Genomic DNA, 16,239 nt, shown 5'->3' on the forward strand with positions numbered 1-16,239 from the left:
GCAGAAAATACGTTGCATCAAAACCTCCTGCCAACGGTGCTTTGCAATATGCTGACTGAATTATCAGAAGCACCGGTTCCACGCGTAGTAATTTGATAATAAAATGTTCCGGTGCTTTTAGCAGATGAGCTTCCCACCGTTGGGGAGTCAGGCACGAATTGCAAAAACTCAATGAAATAACGCGGGGGCGTGGCGATATTATCCAAGGGTGAAGCATAGGCAGCAGAATTTTCTTGCCACCAGGATACAGATTGATCTTTAAAAATAATATCTTGATAATTTTCCTGTACGCAGGGAAACGGTGAGCAGGTGGTTTGTACAGAGGGTTGCCTGGTCAAGCCAAGGATCCAAGCTTCGCCAGCGGCTAGAGCTGATTCTGCAGCATTAAAGGAAAGTTCTTTATCTTGCAGGTTTGCAGACATTTTTTCCTGCATATGAGTCACTTGCATGGCCGTAATGCCAAGCAAAGTCACTAAAAATAACAAAATAAGCGTAATGGCCAGGGTGGCACCTGATTGTTTTTTCATGACGGCAATCCCCTGTTTCTAAGCGTAATAAAAGTTTGCCATTCGCGACGAAGCTTTCTATCCGTAGGGGTGTAGTTAGCGCCATTGAATTGGTAGGGTTGCACCGTATTTTTTACATTTTCTATGGTGGAAAATAACAAATTAATTTTAAGGCTTATCACATTATCCCAGTTATTGCTGTTGGTAACTTCTGTAGCGGTTTGGTACACGTCCGCTGTATTATCCTTATTAGTATCTACCCCATAACGCACGCGCATTTGCTCAACGCCATCGGCGATTTCCATTTCATTGCCATTTAAATCTTGGCGTACCAAAGCGTAGATGGGTTGATTGTCTGCGTTTCTGCGGCCGGTATCTGTAATATAAAAGGCGTAATAAACATAACGCATGACGTGCGATCCTGCCGTATACGGAGTGCTTAGCTCATTGCTGGTGTTATTGGTGACGGTATGCGTAATTGCGGTGGCATTTGTGTTGCCACCGGCGATAAAGATATCCCCTACAACGCAATTGCTGATCATCAGCGCCTCGCCTGCTCGAATGCCGAGCCGGTCATATACCAGGACAGGATTATTCGGTTGATTCATATCATCGCGCAGCTGAACATCGGTGTTTTCAGCCATCCTAATTTCAACGGCATCCGTACCGGTTGCAACTTTGCCGGATAAATTGGCGGGCAAGTTTGGACTGAATGTAGAACTTAAACCATCAAAACCCATCACCGGCGTGTCGTAAGCCAATACTTTAGATGGGTTTTTAACGCGGTTGGTTATTTTGACAAAATTGCTGCTGCTGCATCCTTGAAAGCCTGCCATGCGTATCTCATGATTTAAAAGATAATTGGCATAACGTGCATTTTCCTGCAGGCGGGCTAATCCTTCCTGCACGCGATAAGTGGCTTTGTTACTGACGTAAATGGAACCGGCCGTGGCAACAATTAAAGTGCCCAAAGTAATGGCAACTAAAAATTCGATGATGGAAAAACCTGGTGCCGGCTGAAGATTAACTACCTTCATAGTTGCACCTCCATGGTTAAACAGGTTAGGTCCACCTCGGGATCCCCGCTGCAATTCGTTCCTGTGACGCCTGTTCTGTTGTTATCCCAACGCACCGTGATAAGAAAACGGTTGCCATGGCTTGCGACGCTTCCTTGCCCGGATGGCAACAATACAGCATTGGCATGATTCCACTCATTTGCATCTCGTGCGGCAATTTGCGAGTTGGTGCAACTTGTACAGTTAGGTGCGTTTGGTATTCCGGAAATATTATTATAAAAGCCAGCTTGCACACCTTCATAATTGGCACGCATGCGATCGAGCATGTTTCCTGCCTGGGCTACAGCAACAGCACGTAATTGTGCCGAATGATTGTGGCGGATCATGTTTAATTGCAATGCCGCAATGCCGAGCAGTCCTATGGCCAATACCAGGACACTGACCAAAACCTCAAGCAAGCTGAAGCCGTTTTGCTGTTTTATTGCGTCCATCTTGAATTTCCAAGCCCTATCTAATAAAGATAGAGTATTTTTTGCTTGTTATGTACAATTTTTTGCTAAATAATTAATCTTTTCCGTAAAAAGATATGATTACGCTGTGAATGAACTGCAAAAGATCCAGGGTAAATGCATCCAGGAGAGCAAATTAAAGGCAAAATGCCTGCTGTAAGTGCTTTGCACGCGGATTGTTACATTTGTGCATAAAGCATAGGAAGCAAGGACTCAAAATTAGATGTGTTACCCTGAAAAAAGCTCTGGATGAAAAGAGCGCGCCCGTGGCTGAATCGGTTGCGGGAACTCCAGTGCAAGCTCTGACAGATGCGAAAAAATCTGGATGGGAAAATATTAGCTGAATTGCCTGACAGATACTTCTAAAATAGCAACTGGCTTCAAAATAAATTTGAACTACATACATATTGCGGTCATTGGACTTTATAATCACTAACCATCATTAAAAATGATGGTTAGTTTATTGGCAAATTAAATTTTCCTTTTGCAGCGAAGTTAATTATTACATTCTTGTAGTAGGTCTGTTATCTGAATCAGAAGTTGGTTCTTCTGGATCTATTTTTTTATTAGCTAATGTTAACGGTTGATTACCCACACCAGAGCTGTTTTGTTCTTTTTGAATCCTGAAATTTTCGAATATAATAGCAGTTTGTTGTCGAGACATTCCTGGCTCGCCACTATCCAATCCGAATTCCTTATGAAACTCATCCACTGTTTTGCTCATAAAGCCTTCTTTTCTAACTTGATCTAAATATTTTCTAAATCCATCGGTAGTTGTAATGTTTTTAGAATCCTTAGTGATCATATTAATATTGTTGACTTGTTGTTCGTTTAAGGTAACAGGTGGATTCAAACTTGACAAAATTTTGGCGAGGGGTTTATTTTCAATTTGATTGAATAACCCCCCTGGACTGGGCTCCACATTCGTTTTATCGGATGCTTGTTTGGGCTGGGAAGCGGCTTGCATTATAGGGAAAGATGCCTTAAATGACTGAAGCTCTTGAGAGAGCATAATTTTCTGAATATTCGCTGTATTCTGATTCGGATAAATTACTTTTATTATATCTGTAACATAAGATTTATAATTTTCTTGCGAGGAAATATCCCTAGGTGTCTTGTCATTGTTATACCCTGCTTGATTTGGGCTGGGAAGCGGCTTGCATTATAGGGAAAGATGCCTTAAATGACTGAAGCTCTTGAGAGAGCATAATTTTCTGAATATTCGCTGTATTCTGATTCGGATAAATTACTTTTATTATATCTGTAACATAAGATTTATAATTTTCTTGCGAGGAAATATCCCTAGGTGTCTTGTCATTGTTATACCCTGCTTGATTAATCGCTTCAACTTGTTTCTGGTTTAATGTAATAGGGGGGTTAAAGTTAGATAAAATTTTGGCGAGGGGTTTATTTTCAATTTGATTGAATAACCCCCCTGGACTGGGCTCCACATTCATTTTATCGGATGCTTGTTTGGGTTGGGAAGCGGCTTGCATTATAGGGAAAGATGCCTTAAATGACTGAAGCTCTTGAGAGAGCATAATTTTCTGAATATTCGCTGTATTCTGATTCGGATAAATTACTTTTATTATATCTGTAACATAAGATTTATAATTTTCTTGCGAGGAAATATCCCTGGGCGTCTTGTCATTGTTATACCCTGCTTGATTAATCGCTTCAACTTGTTTCTGGTTTAATGTAATAGGGGGGTTAACGTTAGATAAAATTTTGGCAAGGGGTTTATTTTCAATTTGATCAAATAATTCTGGATGCTTAGGAGCTCCTGAGCTTACCTGGTGATATATTTGATATGATCCAGTAGGCTCATTTGAGGTGGGCACTCCAAACTTTTGCTGAAGTTTCGATTCATCTGATTTCGTTAAACTAAATAATTGTATTATTGCATCAATATATTTTTTATAGTTTCCCGGCCATGAAATATCTTTAGGTGTGTTGTCACTCTCATAGGCAGCTCGATTAATCTCATTAACTTTCTGTTCGTTTAAAGTTATGATTGACTTAAAATAATATAAAATTTTGGCAACAACTTTATTTTCAATTTGATTAAAAAGGTTTTGTTGCTCTTGTGTATCCTCGTCATTTTCAGGCATGTTGTTTCTCATTTAATCAGCTTGTACGTAAATTATAGCCAATTTTGATATGGCGTTGATTCCAATAAACGCAACTCGCCTCAAAGAATGTCATCAAACATGTTTTCAGATGTAAAGGTTCCTGCAATGCGCAACAAGAGTTTAGGGACTTACTGCTTTTTCCTTGTTTGCCAACTTTTTTCAAATCATGCATAAATTGTGTCGCTAACTCGGATTTAAGCATGGAGAGCCTGAGGGGCTGCCATAAGCAAGAAAAAATTGAATCTTTGTGGATGGATTGCCTCTCGCGCCCTGATTAGCCATGCGCTAATCAGGTCATGAATGAATTTTAATTGGAAAATATCAAACACAAATCCATTAAATAATGGCAGGGCTTAAGGTTTGAATTAAGGATTTAAACACTTTAGGCGTGCCAGCTACGATGTCTCCGTATTTTAAAAAATCTTCGCGGCCCCGCAAGTCGCCTATTAACCCACCGGCTTCTTGCACCAGTAAAGCACCGGCGGCAATGTCCCAGGGACGTAAATCAAATTCCCAAAAACCATCCAGGCGGCCACTGGCTACATAAGCCAAATCCAAAGCTGCCGCACCAGTGCGCCGGACCCCGGCACATTTACCAAACAAGGCTTCAAGAGTGGGAAGATAGCGTTTGGCGCGTGCTTCATTACGAAAAGAAAGCCCGGTGCCTAATAAAGATGAATTTAATTGGGTTTGTTTGGATACGCGAATACGGTGATCGTTTAAGCGTGCCCCGCGGCCGCGGCTTGCGGCAAAGCACTCATGCCGTAATGGATCATAAACTACGCCATGTTCAATGCGGTTTTTTATTTTAACCGCAATGGATACAGCGAAAAAGGGAAAGCCGTGCAAGTAATTGCTTGTACCATCCAATGGATCAATGATCCAGACTGTTTCGGCATCTTCTTTATAAACGCCGCTTTCTTCAGCGATTATCCCATGGTCAGGATAAGCTTTATGGATTGCATTGATGATCGCTTGCTCCGCTTTGATATCCACTTCTGAAAAGTATTCCTCGGCGCTTTTTGCAGTAATTTTGATGCGGTCAAGTTGCTCCATGTGGCGAACAATAATATCGCCTGCCTGACGGGCGGCGCTGATTGCAATATTTAAAAGTGGCTGCATAATTGGCTCATGTGTACAAAACTTTGAATTCTAGCATAGTTCGCGGTTTGATATAAAACGGCATTGCGATAAAATTTGCAGTAAAGCAAGCTTAATGCGTTTGATTGATGTGCTATAGTGCTTTTCTTATTTACAAATTGGTTTTCTCATGAATTTGGATTCAATTCGCATCGTCCTGATTGGCACGACTCATCCTGGTAACATTGGTGCTGCTGCACGCGCCATGAAAACCATGGGGCTTAGCAAGCTTTATTTGGTATCGCCAAAAATATTCCCTGACTTTCGGGCTCATGAAATGGCAGCCGGAGCCGATGACGTATTGCAGCAAGCCATTGTGACGGATTCTCTGGCGGATGCAATAAAAGATTGTCATTTGATATTGGGAACAAGCGCCAGACCGCGCGGTATTTCCTTACCTGGCTTAACGCCATCAACGCAAGCCGATTTGGTTTGCAGGCATGCTGCAGATGCAGAAGTTGCCATTCTTTTCGGCCGCGAACATGCCGGGTTAACCAATGAAGAACTTTTACACTGCCACTACCATATTAATATACCCAGCAATCCTGAATACAGTTCATTAAACCTTGCACAGGCAGTGCAGATTATCGCCTATGAGTTACGGATGAAATGGCTGCAAACGACACCGCTTGCAGAGAAAGAAACTGACAAACCGGCCACACATGATGAGATGGAACGCTTTTATAATCATTTGCAAGACGTTTTGGTGCAAATTGATTTTTTAAAATTATCCAATCCAAAACGTTTATTGCAGCGGCTGCGAAGATTGTTTAACCGTATTAAACTTGAACATACGGAAGTGAATATTTTGCGTGGCATCCTCACTCATGTGCAATATGCACTCAGTAAAGCGCGTCTCCCTGCGAATGCCGAGGCAAGGGATGCTCCTGAGATTTGATAACTGGAGTAAGTTTAGGTGGATAGCAAGCCCATTTATTTAGATTACATGGCAACAACGCCGATTGACCCGCGCGTTGTGGAAGAAATGTTGAAGTATATGGGGCCGGATGGGCATTTCGGTAACCCTGCGTCTAAGACTCATGTTTATGGACAAACCGCAGCCCGCGCTGTGGAGCACGCCAGGGGTATGCTCGCTGAAACGATTCAGGCTGCCCCGGAAGAAATCGTGTTTACCTCGGGTGCTACTGAGGCAAACAATTTGGGGATTATTGGAGCCGCGCGCTTCTATCAGCGCAAGGGCCGTCATCTGATCACTATGATGACCGAGCACAAAGCGGTTTTAGATAGTTTTAAACAGCTCGAGCGCGAGGGATTTGCAGTCACTTACCTGCAGCCCGAGCCCGATGGATTATTAAATCTTGTCAATCTTGAGCAAGCATTGCGCAATGATACGATTTTAGTATCCATCATGCAGGTTAATAATGAAATCGGTGTGATTCAAGACATCGCCAGTATGGGGCAATTATTGCGTGATAAAGGCATTATTTTCCACGTCGATGCAGCGCAAAGCGCAGGTAAGCTTCCTATCAATGTACGCGATTTGCATGTCAGTTTAATGTCGTTTTCAGCCCATAAAAATTATGGTCCAAAGGGTGTTGGTGCTTTGTATGTTTCTCATAAACCCCGAATTCGCCTACACCCACTGAGCTTTGGCGGGGGGCATGAAGGGGGAATGCGTTCGGGGACATTGGCAACCCACCAAATCGTTGGCATGGGTGAGGCATTTTATTTAAGTGAAATGGCGCGTGCCACAGAGCAAGCACGAATTCTTGAGCTTCGCACCCAGTTATGGGCAGGCATCAAGCATTTACCTGGGATTCGGTTGAATGGACATCAGGAACAGCGTATTGCGGGAAATTTGAATATGACATTCAACGGTATTGACGGTGAGCAATTGCTGACCGCTCTTCATCAATTGGCAGTATCTACTGCATCGGCTTGTACTTCGGCCAGTTCGCAACCTTCTTACGTCTTGCGTGCCATCGGACTAAGTGATAATTTAGCACGCAGTTCCATCCGGTTATCCATCGGGCGATTTACCACAACAAAAGAGGTTCAGCGCACCATTCGTATCATTTGTGAAACCATTCCAAAGCTTTTAGGGCCTCGTTGGTTTTCAACTTAATAGAAGCTTGCTGAACTTAAGTCCTGGCTTTAAGTTCTTTCATCAATCCCCAGGGATTTACGGTATAATTATCCTAGTAACAATTTTATCAGTATGAGGTTTATTGAATGAGCGTGATGCAAGTGAGTAAGAGTGAAACCCAAGTTAAACTAACCGATGCAGCTTGCAAGCATGTGCTGGCTTATTTGCAAAAGCAGGGGAGCCATGGCATACGTTTGTCAGTAAAAAAAACAGGTTGTTCAGGATTATCTTATGTCGTGGATTATGTAGAGAAAGCGGCTGCGGGTGATGTGATTATGCCTTTAAACGAGCATTACATTCTTTGCATTGAGAAAACCAGTTATCCTTATTTGAAAGGGATGGAAATAGACTATGTAAAACAAGGATTAAATTATAAATTCGTTTTTAATAATCCAAATCAAACCGGGCAATGTGGTTGTGGGGAAAGTTTTACAGTAGATTGATGTTACGGTTGCTGGCTTACCTTGCTGCAGGGAATGCTGGTAAGCATGCATTCAACATGGCATTTACTGCATCTCATAGTGGTTGCTGAAGCAATTCGCTGTCTATCAATGCCAATGTTGTGGCGTGTGGTATGGTGAACAGGATCCTATCTTTTTATATCTATTGCACCTTTGCAAACCCGTCTTAAGCTTCAGAAATTAGTTTTGTAATGGCATGCAGGTAATCCTTCCCAGTGATTTGCTCGTGAAAAGCAAAGCTCCTGCCGCAAGCATTAGCCGCAGAAATATTTGCTCATGGTGGAAGCATGAATGCAATAAAAATTTATTTTTATGTATTGTTTTGCCTCACAATGTCTTTACATTAAACTATGATTCATAATTCTAAGATTAATTTTTTTTTATTTAATTTTATTAAATGGGTCTTCGCAGCAAGCCTCGTTACCGCCCTATTTTGCTTTAATATAAAACAAACGAATCTAATTAAGGCATTCTAATATAAAAAATAATCAAAAAATGCTGGATTTTAACTCAAAAAAGTCTTAAGCTTCCGTTAATAAATGAATATCATTAAAACAATATTTACAGTCTTTGAGGCATTTGTTATTATATAGGTCATAAATACGTGATCTAAATGCATAATTTATAAATTTAGACCAGTTTTTTATAGTTTTGGAGAGAGAACAATGAGTGCAGTAATGCAGGAAATGCAACACAGTGAAGCATTATCACAACAAGTAATTAATGCAGTTAAAGGTTATCTAAATGCAGTAAACAGCAAAGATGCCAATTTGAATTTATATCAGCTTATTGTAGAAGAAGTAGAAGCTCCTCTTTTCCGCACGGTAATGGAGTTGACCCGCTACAATCAATCTAAAGCTGCTCGCGTTTTGGGTGTAAGCCGAGGCACTTTGCGTACAAAACTTAAGCGTTATTTTGACGACGAATTTATTGGTACGCGCGATATTTAATTTTCTGGTTTTTTGCTAGACACTCTGCTACTATTACTCGCAAAGTTGGTCAGACAATCGCTCTTTGCCGCGCAAAGGGAGGAAAGTCCGGGCTCCATAGGGCAGAGTGCCAGGTAACGCCTGGGGGGCGCGAGCCTACGGAAAGTGCCACAGAAAATATACCGCCTTTGGCAGCAAAGGTAAGGGTGAAATGGTGCGGTAAGAGCGCACCGCGCAACTGGCAACAGTTGTGGCAGGGAAAACCCCACTTGGAGCAAGACCAAATAGGAATCCATATGATTTTTAAATCATAACGCATGGCCCATGCGGGATTCGGGTAGGTCGCTTGAGGCAAACGGTGACGTTTGTCCCAGATGAATGGTTGTCCTCGACAGAACCCGGCTTATCGACCGACTTTTATTAAATTTTCTTGATTCTCGTCTTTACACCTCTTACGATTACGCCATTTTGTAATAATGGATAAATTTCCTCATGATGCTTTGTATTGATGTGGGTAATTCTCATGTATATGGGGGTGTATTCGCCGGTGAAGAAATACGTTTACGATTTCGAAAAACGTCTAAAGGCAGTACCTCAGATGAATTGGGTATTTTTTTAAAAAGTGTGCTGCGCGAAAATGAATGTTCCCCTGATTCGATTAAGGAAATAGGCGTTTGTTCAGTTGTGCCACAACTGGATTATTCCTTGCGCTCTGCATGCCTCAAATATTTCTCGGTAGAACCATTTTTTCTGCAGGCGGGTGTTAAAACAGGTTTGAATATAAAATACCGCAATCCACAAGATGTGGGCGCTGATAGAATTGCCAATGCAATTGCAGCAACGCAGCGTTTTAGTGGTAAAAATATTATCATCATCGATTTTGGCACGGCCACCACATTCTGTGTGATCAACACGCAAAAAATGTATTTGGGCGGTGCTATTCTGCCTGGGGTGCGTTTGGCTGCCGATGCATTATCGATCAACACTGCAAAATTACCTTCCGTTGAAATTGTTAAAGTAGAGCAAGCTGTGGGGCGCTCCACCATAGAAAGCATTCAATCGGGCGTATTTCATGGCGCTGTTGGAGCATGTCGGGAATTGATCCAGCGTATCAAAGCAGAAGTTTTTCCGGGTGATGAAGTTCTTGTATTAGCTACTGGTGGATTTGCTTCCTTGTTTGATAAACAAGCAATCTATGATTTGTTAATACCGGATCTTGTGTTACATGGAATTCGCATCGCCGCCGAAATGAATGGCAAAGATTGATATATAAATTTTCCGCTTTTTTGTTGCCTGTTTTATTTTTTATCACATGGAATGAAATACATGCATTTTCACTCATGAGAGGAATGCATGCGTCTTTTTTTTAACAAAAAAACCATTTTTTACCTTGACGCTTGGGAAAAGGTGTTTCTATAGTGTAGTAAAGTGGTTTAAAATAGTGAAAAAGTGGAGAATTGTGGGTATTTGCCCACAAAAAGAAAATCATGTTTCGCGGGATTAATGTCATCAACATTGACGGAAAAGGCCGTCTTGCAGTACCAACCCGCTATCGCGAGGCGCTGGGGCAAGATCACGCGGCATTGGTGGTGACAATTGATCCTGAAGAAACATGTTTGCTGCTGTACCCAGCTAGAGAGTGGCAAGTGATAGAAGGAAATTTGCAGCGGTTGCCGAGTTTTAATGCAGCCGCTCGCCGTATTCAACGCTTGCTTATTGGTCATGCGACAGATGTGGAATTGGACGGCAATGGACGGGTGTTATTACCTCCTTTATTACGTGAATATGCGCGGCTTAGCAAACGCGTGGTTTTGATCGGGCAAGGTAATAAATTTGAAGTTTGGGATGACGAATTGTGGCAAACCAAACGCGAACAGTGGTTGGCAGAAGAATCATCAGGGAAGGCTGCTCTTCCCGATGAAATGAAAACTTTTTCTCTGTAATGGAAAGAAAATGGCCAAACATCAACCGGTCTTACTGCAAGAATCAATAGAAGGCTTAGCCATAAAAGCTGAAGGCATTTATGTAGATTGTACCTTCGGACGGGGCGGTCATAGCCGCGCCATTCTCGATCGCTTAAATGAAGCTGGGCGCCTGATTGCTATCGATAAAGACGCTGAAGCTATCCAGCATGCACAACAACAGTTTGCTCAAGATTCCCGCTTTCAAATTTTTCAAGGATCGTTCGCCAATCTTAAAGACATCGCACTTGCATGCGGTGTATATGGCAATATTGATGGAATTTTATTGGATTTAGGTGTTTCTTCTCCGCAATTGGATGATCCTCTGCGCGGCTTTAGTTTTATGCAGGCTGGTCCTTTGGATATGCGCATGGATCAGCAACAAGCTTTAAGCGCGGCTGAGTTTGTCAATCAAGCCAAAGCCAGTGAAATGGCTGAAATTTTTCGGGAATATGGTGAAGAGCGTTTTGCTGGACGCATTGCACGTGCTATTGTGCAATCGCGCGAAGAAGCTCCGATTCTAACAACGGAAGCTTTAGCTGAAATAGTAAAACAAGCTAACCCAAAATGGGAAAAACACAAGCATCCCGCGACGCGGGTATTCCAAGCTATTCGAATTTATATTAATCAAGAATTGACGGATTTAAAAAAATGTTTACAGCAGTGCATAGGTGCTTTGGCAATAGGGGGCAAGTTGGTTGTTATTAGTTTTCATTCTTTAGAAGATCGTATTGTGAAGCAATTTATGAAGGCAGAAGAGCAAGGGGCTACACCGCCGCCTGGCATCCCGTTAAAAGCTGTCGATATGAAAACCTGTTTTAAACGCATAGGTAAAGCCATTAAACCGCATCACGATGAAATTAAGCAAAATGTTCGTGCGCGAAGCGCTGTACTTAGGATAGGAGAAAAAATAGCATGAATGCCGCAGCCAAACTAATTCATCAAAGTAATTTTTTCAGTGGGCAAATTGCTGATATTCGTTTATCCAAGCAGCTTTATTTGCCTATATTTTTGCTGTTATCCGTATTATGCAGCGCTTTGGCAGTGGTTTATACCACAAATCTATACCGCATGACATTTAGTCAGGTGGAAGCTGCTGAACAGAAAACGCATCAATTGCAATTGCAATGGGGGCAACTTTTATTGGAACAGGCAAGCCTGGCTACTCCGGCGCGTGTAGAACAATTGGCCATTGACAAACTGGATATGACTTTGCCTGCCAATAAACAAGTTTTTATTTTGCGTGCTAAATGAAGATTTGGCGTCATCAAGCCCGGTTGTGGGTAGTTTCTTCGTTTTTCGTATTGCTGTTATTGACGCTGGTTTGGCGGATGTATGATCTTACCATCATGAACCGCCAATTCCTGCAGGGGCAGGGTCACGCCCGCAGTATCCGTTTGATTGATATCCCTGCTTACCGGGGGATGATTACAGACAGGCAGGGAATCCCCTTGGCAGTCAGCACCCCATTAAAGTCAGTTTGGGTCAACCCAAAAGAATTCGCTCCCAGCAAAGAACAATTAAATGGATTATCTAATTTATTGAGCATTTCCACAAAGCAAATACAAAAACGCGTGAAAGATGGACAAGGACGTGGTTTTATTTATTTGAAGCGGCAATTGACGCCTATGCTGGCAAAGAAAATCGAATCATTAAATATATCCGGCATTAATTTCCAGGAAGAATTCAAACGTTATTATCCACAAGCAGACAGCACAGCGCAGCTCGTTGGTTTTACCAATGTGGATGACAATGGCATTGAAGGTTTAGAGTTGGCTTATCAGCACTGGTTAATGGGGGTGGTAGGCAAAAAACGCGTTGTCAAGGATCGAATGGGACGTATTATCGAAGAGCTTGACATGGTTAAAGAACCACGCGCAGGAAATGAATTACGGCTCAGTATAGACAGCCGCATCCAATATTTTGCTTACCACGAATTGCAAGATACCTTGCTTAAGTTTGGGGCTAAATCTGGCTCTGTGGTGGTACTTGACACACAAACTGGAGAAGTGCTGGCCGTGGCAAATGCACCTTCTTTTAATCCCAATGCGCGCAAAAATTATACCCCGGATTTTTATCGTAACAAAGCGATTACAGATGTATTCGAACCTGGGTCTGTCATGAAGCCTTTTGCTATAGCGAGTGCTTTGGAAAGCGGAAATTTTACTCCTGAAACCATCATTGACACCCGTCCAAGCCGCATGATGGTGCATGGGCGTGTTATTCGAGATATTCATAACTATGGTGTTTTGGACGTCACGGGGGTTTTGCAGCGCTCAAGTAACGTAGGCGTCACCAAAATGGTTTTGACCAGCCCGCCGGAACAATTAATTGGTTTGCTGATGCGCTCTGGCATTGGCCAGCGGACAGAAAGTGGTTATCCCGGCGAGAGTGAGGGTACTTTGGTTAGGGTTGCCGATGCAAATCCATTTGTTTTAGCCACGCTGGGATTTGGATATGGAATGTCTCTATCGGCTTTGCAACTGGCAAAGAGTTATTTAATTTTTGCCAATCAGGGGCGCACCATGCCGGTTACTTTATTGCACTACGATCGGCCAGTTGATACCACGCAAGTCATTTCCGTGCAAACAGCTAATCAGGTACTGAAAATGATGGAAGCGGTTCTTGGTGTGGGTGGAACAGGCAAACAAGCTGCAGTCCCTGGGTATCGCGTAGCTGGGAAAACAGGTACTGCCCGCATTGCAGGCAAGCAAGGGTATGAAGCGCACCGGCATATTGCAAGTTTCGTCGGCATTGCCCCTGTATCCAATCCAAGGTTGATTGTAGCCGTGGTTATTCATGAACCTACTTTAATTAACTATTACGGTGGCGTTGTTGCTGCGCCATTATTCTCAAAAGTTATGGGTACTGCGCTTCGTATTCTGGATATTCAGCCTGATGAGTCGACCTTGTCGCCTATGGGTTAAGGCTAGTGCAGCGAAGTTTTTTAATCTTAGAATTTATTGCATGATCTACAGGGGTTTTATGGATAGATTTTTTGTATTGTTCATAACAATACTATTTCAAGCGCTAATTGCAGGGTTAATATTTATAGGCTTTTTGCTGGACCCGAAGTTGGGTCTATGGATAGTGGCAATTTATTTTTTTGTTATTACAACATTCCTCACTTATTTCTTTTTTTCCCGCGTTTCAATTGGCAAGTTTTCTAGTTGCTTGAGCCTGAAATAATATTTACAAGCCCTTGCTATCTAGCCGTGAGACAATCTATTGGCTAACTTTTTGTCCGTCGTGGATTTTTCTTTTTTGGTAAGGGCAACTCGGATGCAGTGATTTTAATCAGTTCAGTCAGCCATTCACTGTCCTCCCACATTTCTCCAGAAATTAATAAATAAGCTTTTGCACCTGGATAGGGAAATCCTTCAGTACAATTTTGCACAAATGCTTTGCCAGCGGCGGTTGGTTTTACAAATAATTGCTCGTCACACACTAAAGCCACCACTTTTCCGTCACAATAAACCGCATATTCTCCAAACATTTTTTTTGCGTAAACAGTTCCTGCTTTTGCAATTTGTTCCATGATAAAATCAATGGTGCTTTGCTTTGATGACATGGTAAATCCTTAAGTTTAAACTTTGGCAATTCGCAGGAATAAAATGGTTTATAGATTTTTAAGAGCTTTTTTATACCTGCTATACCAACTTTACAGCCCCCGTTACCATCGTCTTTCATTATTAAAAGAAGCGCCCAATTCTTCTCAATATATAAGAGTCACTTTATATAAGAGTTACTTTTTGAATTAAAAAAGAAAACAGCTAATATTAACAATAGTTTTAAGAAAAAAACTATGTAAATAGCTGTGGCATTGATAAATTTCTGCAGAAAATATTGTCGCGGCTAATGCATTTTTAGCCAATTGCCGCATAATGAATGATTCCGATCTCTTGTAAAACTATTATGAAAAAATTAAATGAATTATTAGCTCCCTGGGTTCCTCATATTACCGCGGATTGTGTAATTTCAGGCTTACAAAATGACAGCCGTAAGGTAAAAGCGGGCGATTTATTTTTGGCTTACCCTGGTGCTGTTACCGATGGCCGCTTGTTTATTCCTCAAGCCGTGCAAGCTGGTGCTGCTGCAGTGATTTATGATCCTGAGCTGCTGCCTGCTTCGGCTTTACCTCTTGCTGATGCCATCCCATGCCTAGCCATGGCAAAGCTAAGTTGCAAATTGCCTGACATTGCAGGGCGTTTTTATGATTATCCGGCTAATGCATTGGCAGTGACCGGTGTGACCGGTACCAATGGTAAAACCACGGTGGCTTATCTCTTGACACAAGCTTATGAGTTGTTTGGAAAGTCGGCGGCTTATATCGGCACATTGGGAGAAGGCCCGACCACAAACATCAAAGCCTTGGGTAATACCACCCCGGATGCCTTGCGTCTACAATCTTTATTTTTTGATTATAAGCAAGCTGGGATAAGACAAATTTGCATGGAAGTATCATCACATGCTTTGTGCCAGGGAAGGGTGGACGGAGTTAATTTCTCTCAAGCAATTTATACCAATTTAAGTCATGAACATCTGGATTATCACCAAACCATGGAAGCTTATGCTGCTGCCAAGGCGCAATTATTTGCCAAAAGCACGTTGCAATATGCCATTGTCAATGCCGATGATCGCTATGCAGCTCTTATGACTGCAAGACTTGCAACGAATTGTAGGAAAATTACTTATGGAATAAATACGCCCTGTGATGTGCGAGCAGTAAACTGGCAGATAAACAGATCAGGCAGTGTGATGGAAGTCCACTCCCCCTGGGGTATTCATCATCTGCAAATCAATACGCTGGGCTTATTTAATATTTATAATAACCTTGCCGTGTTTGCCAGTTTACTGAGTGCTGGTTTTCCTGCAGCAGAAACAGCGGAAATGATGAGTAAGCTGCAAGCTGCACCAGGGCGCATGGAAGTGATTGCAAAAGAGCCCTGTGTGATAGTGGATTACGCCCATACGCCGGATGCGTTGGAAAATGTATTGGCTGCACTTTCGAAATTGAAACAAGGACGTTTAATTACTGTGTTTGGCTGTGGCGGGGATCGGGATAAAGCAAAACGACCGATGATGGGAAAAATTGCCAGCCAATATGCTGATTCGTTAATTATTACCAGCGATAATCCGCGCACTGAAGATCCTATACAAATTATTGAGGAAATTAATCAGGGGGTATTACCTACCGTTAAAGTGCATAAAATTGTCGAGAGAAAGCAGGCTATTGCAGAAGCTTTAAACAACGCAAGTCATGATGACATCGTTTTGATTGCCGGGAAAGGGCATGAAGATTATCAACAAATTGGCACGAAACGTGTTAATTTCTCCGATCAAAAGGTGGTGCGTGAACTTTTGCAGAGGTAGGACATTGGAAAATTCTTCCATTCTCTTCTAACTTGTTTTAAGGAGAGTTTAATGAGAAGTTCGCCTGCCTATCCTGACATTAATGGATAGGGAAGCTCGATTGCA

The 16,239-nt window shown here is 42.2% G+C and carries 17 protein-coding genes and 1 other RNA gene; 11 read left to right on the top strand and 7 right to left on the bottom strand.

Annotation, left to right across the window (positions count from 1 at the left end; genetic code table 11):
- Window positions 1–17: 17 nt before the first annotated feature.
- The 6 genes from NKV53_RS08125 to NKV53_RS08150 form a co-directional block, all read right to left on the bottom strand.
- Entirely contained in the window at window positions 18–527 is a 510-nt protein-coding gene (locus NKV53_RS08125) for a PilX N-terminal domain-containing pilus assembly protein (RefSeq protein WP_126953046.1), read from the bottom strand.
- Window positions 524–1,543, bottom strand: a complete 1,020-nt coding sequence (locus NKV53_RS08130) for a PilW family protein (protein WP_126953047.1) — start codon at window positions 1,541–1,543, stop codon at window positions 524–526. Before NKV53_RS08130 ends, NKV53_RS08125 begins: the two co-directional genes overlap by 4 nt.
- Complete coding sequence (gene pilV / locus NKV53_RS08135; RefSeq protein WP_127032461.1) at window positions 1,540–2,013, bottom strand: type IV pilus modification protein PilV; 474 nt, start codon at window positions 2,011–2,013, stop codon at window positions 1,540–1,542. Before pilV ends, NKV53_RS08130 begins: the two co-directional genes overlap by 4 nt.
- Before the next feature lie 520 nt (window positions 2,014–2,533).
- Window positions 2,534–2,998 (bottom strand): hypothetical protein, encoded by a 465-nt coding sequence (locus NKV53_RS08140; RefSeq protein ID WP_253350957.1) that lies wholly within the window; start codon window positions 2,996–2,998, stop codon window positions 2,534–2,536.
- Window positions 2,999–3,155: 157 nt separating this feature from the next.
- Window positions 3,156–4,142 (bottom strand): hypothetical protein, encoded by a 987-nt coding sequence (locus NKV53_RS08145; protein ID WP_253350959.1) that lies wholly within the window; start codon window positions 4,140–4,142, stop codon window positions 3,156–3,158.
- 357 nt (window positions 4,143–4,499) lie between these two features.
- Window positions 4,500–5,285, bottom strand: coding sequence for an inositol monophosphatase family protein (locus tag NKV53_RS08150; RefSeq protein ID WP_126953050.1), 786 nt, complete (start codon window positions 5,283–5,285; stop codon window positions 4,500–4,502).
- Between the two features lie 148 nt (window positions 5,286–5,433).
- Here NKV53_RS08150 and NKV53_RS08155 point away from each other — a divergent pair, with 148 nt between their 5' ends.
- The 10 genes from NKV53_RS08155 (at window position 5,434) to NKV53_RS08200 (ending at window position 13,688) form a co-directional block, all read left to right on the top strand.
- Window positions 5,434–6,201, top strand: a complete 768-nt coding sequence (locus tag NKV53_RS08155; RefSeq protein ID WP_126953051.1) for an RNA methyltransferase — start codon at window positions 5,434–5,436, stop codon at window positions 6,199–6,201.
- 18 nt (window positions 6,202–6,219) lie between these two features.
- Window positions 6,220–7,389, top strand: a complete 1,170-nt coding sequence (locus tag NKV53_RS08160; RefSeq protein ID WP_127056991.1) for an IscS subfamily cysteine desulfurase — start codon at window positions 6,220–6,222, stop codon at window positions 7,387–7,389.
- Between the two features lie 107 nt (window positions 7,390–7,496).
- On the top strand, window positions 7,497–7,853 hold the full coding sequence (locus NKV53_RS08165; protein WP_126953053.1) for an iron-sulfur cluster assembly accessory protein: 357 nt from the start codon (window positions 7,497–7,499) through the stop codon (window positions 7,851–7,853).
- A 683-nt stretch (window positions 7,854–8,536) separates the two neighbouring features.
- A complete protein-coding gene (locus NKV53_RS08170; RefSeq protein ID WP_126953054.1) occupies window positions 8,537–8,821 on the top strand; it encodes a helix-turn-helix domain-containing protein in 285 nt (94 codons plus the stop codon).
- Between the two features lie 41 nt (window positions 8,822–8,862).
- Window positions 8,863–9,222: RNase P RNA component class A (gene rnpB / locus NKV53_RS08175), an RNA gene on the top strand.
- A 70-nt stretch (window positions 9,223–9,292) separates the two neighbouring features.
- Entirely contained in the window at window positions 9,293–10,066 is a 774-nt protein-coding gene (locus NKV53_RS08180) for a type III pantothenate kinase (RefSeq protein WP_126953055.1), read from the top strand.
- Window positions 10,067–10,287: 221 nt separating this feature from the next.
- Window positions 10,288–10,743, top strand: a complete 456-nt coding sequence (mraZ, locus tag NKV53_RS08185) for a division/cell wall cluster transcriptional repressor MraZ (RefSeq protein WP_126953056.1) — start codon at window positions 10,288–10,290, stop codon at window positions 10,741–10,743.
- 10 nt (window positions 10,744–10,753) lie between these two features.
- Entirely contained in the window at window positions 10,754–11,680 is a 927-nt protein-coding gene (rsmH, locus tag NKV53_RS08190) for a 16S rRNA (cytosine(1402)-N(4))-methyltransferase RsmH (RefSeq protein WP_126953057.1), read from the top strand.
- Window positions 11,677–12,015: a cell division protein FtsL gene (gene ftsL, locus NKV53_RS08195; protein ID WP_126953058.1), complete on the top strand. Its 339-nt coding sequence runs from the start codon at window positions 11,677–11,679 to the stop codon at window positions 12,013–12,015. The genes rsmH and ftsL overlap by 4 nt, the downstream gene beginning before the upstream one ends.
- A complete protein-coding gene (locus NKV53_RS08200) occupies window positions 12,012–13,688 on the top strand; it encodes a penicillin-binding protein 2 (protein ID WP_126953059.1) in 1,677 nt (558 codons plus the stop codon). Before ftsL ends, NKV53_RS08200 begins: the two co-directional genes overlap by 4 nt.
- Window positions 13,689–13,993: 305 nt before the next feature.
- Here the strand turns inward: NKV53_RS08200 and NKV53_RS08205 are convergent, their stop codons facing one another.
- On the bottom strand, window positions 13,994–14,299 hold the full coding sequence (locus NKV53_RS08205; RefSeq protein ID WP_233579598.1) for a TfoX/Sxy family protein: 306 nt from the start codon (window positions 14,297–14,299) through the stop codon (window positions 13,994–13,996).
- 377 nt (window positions 14,300–14,676) lie between these two features.
- Between NKV53_RS08205 and NKV53_RS08210 the strand changes: the two genes are divergently transcribed.
- Window positions 14,677–16,134, top strand: coding sequence for a UDP-N-acetylmuramoyl-L-alanyl-D-glutamate--2,6-diaminopimelate ligase (locus tag NKV53_RS08210; RefSeq protein WP_126953062.1), 1,458 nt, complete (start codon window positions 14,677–14,679; stop codon window positions 16,132–16,134).
- The last annotated feature ends 105 nt before the right edge of the window (window positions 16,135–16,239 follow it).

The organism is Legionella sp. 27cVA30, assembly GCF_024160945.1.
Lineage (GTDB): Bacteria > Pseudomonadota > Gammaproteobacteria > Legionellales > Legionellaceae > Legionella_A > Legionella_A septentrionalis.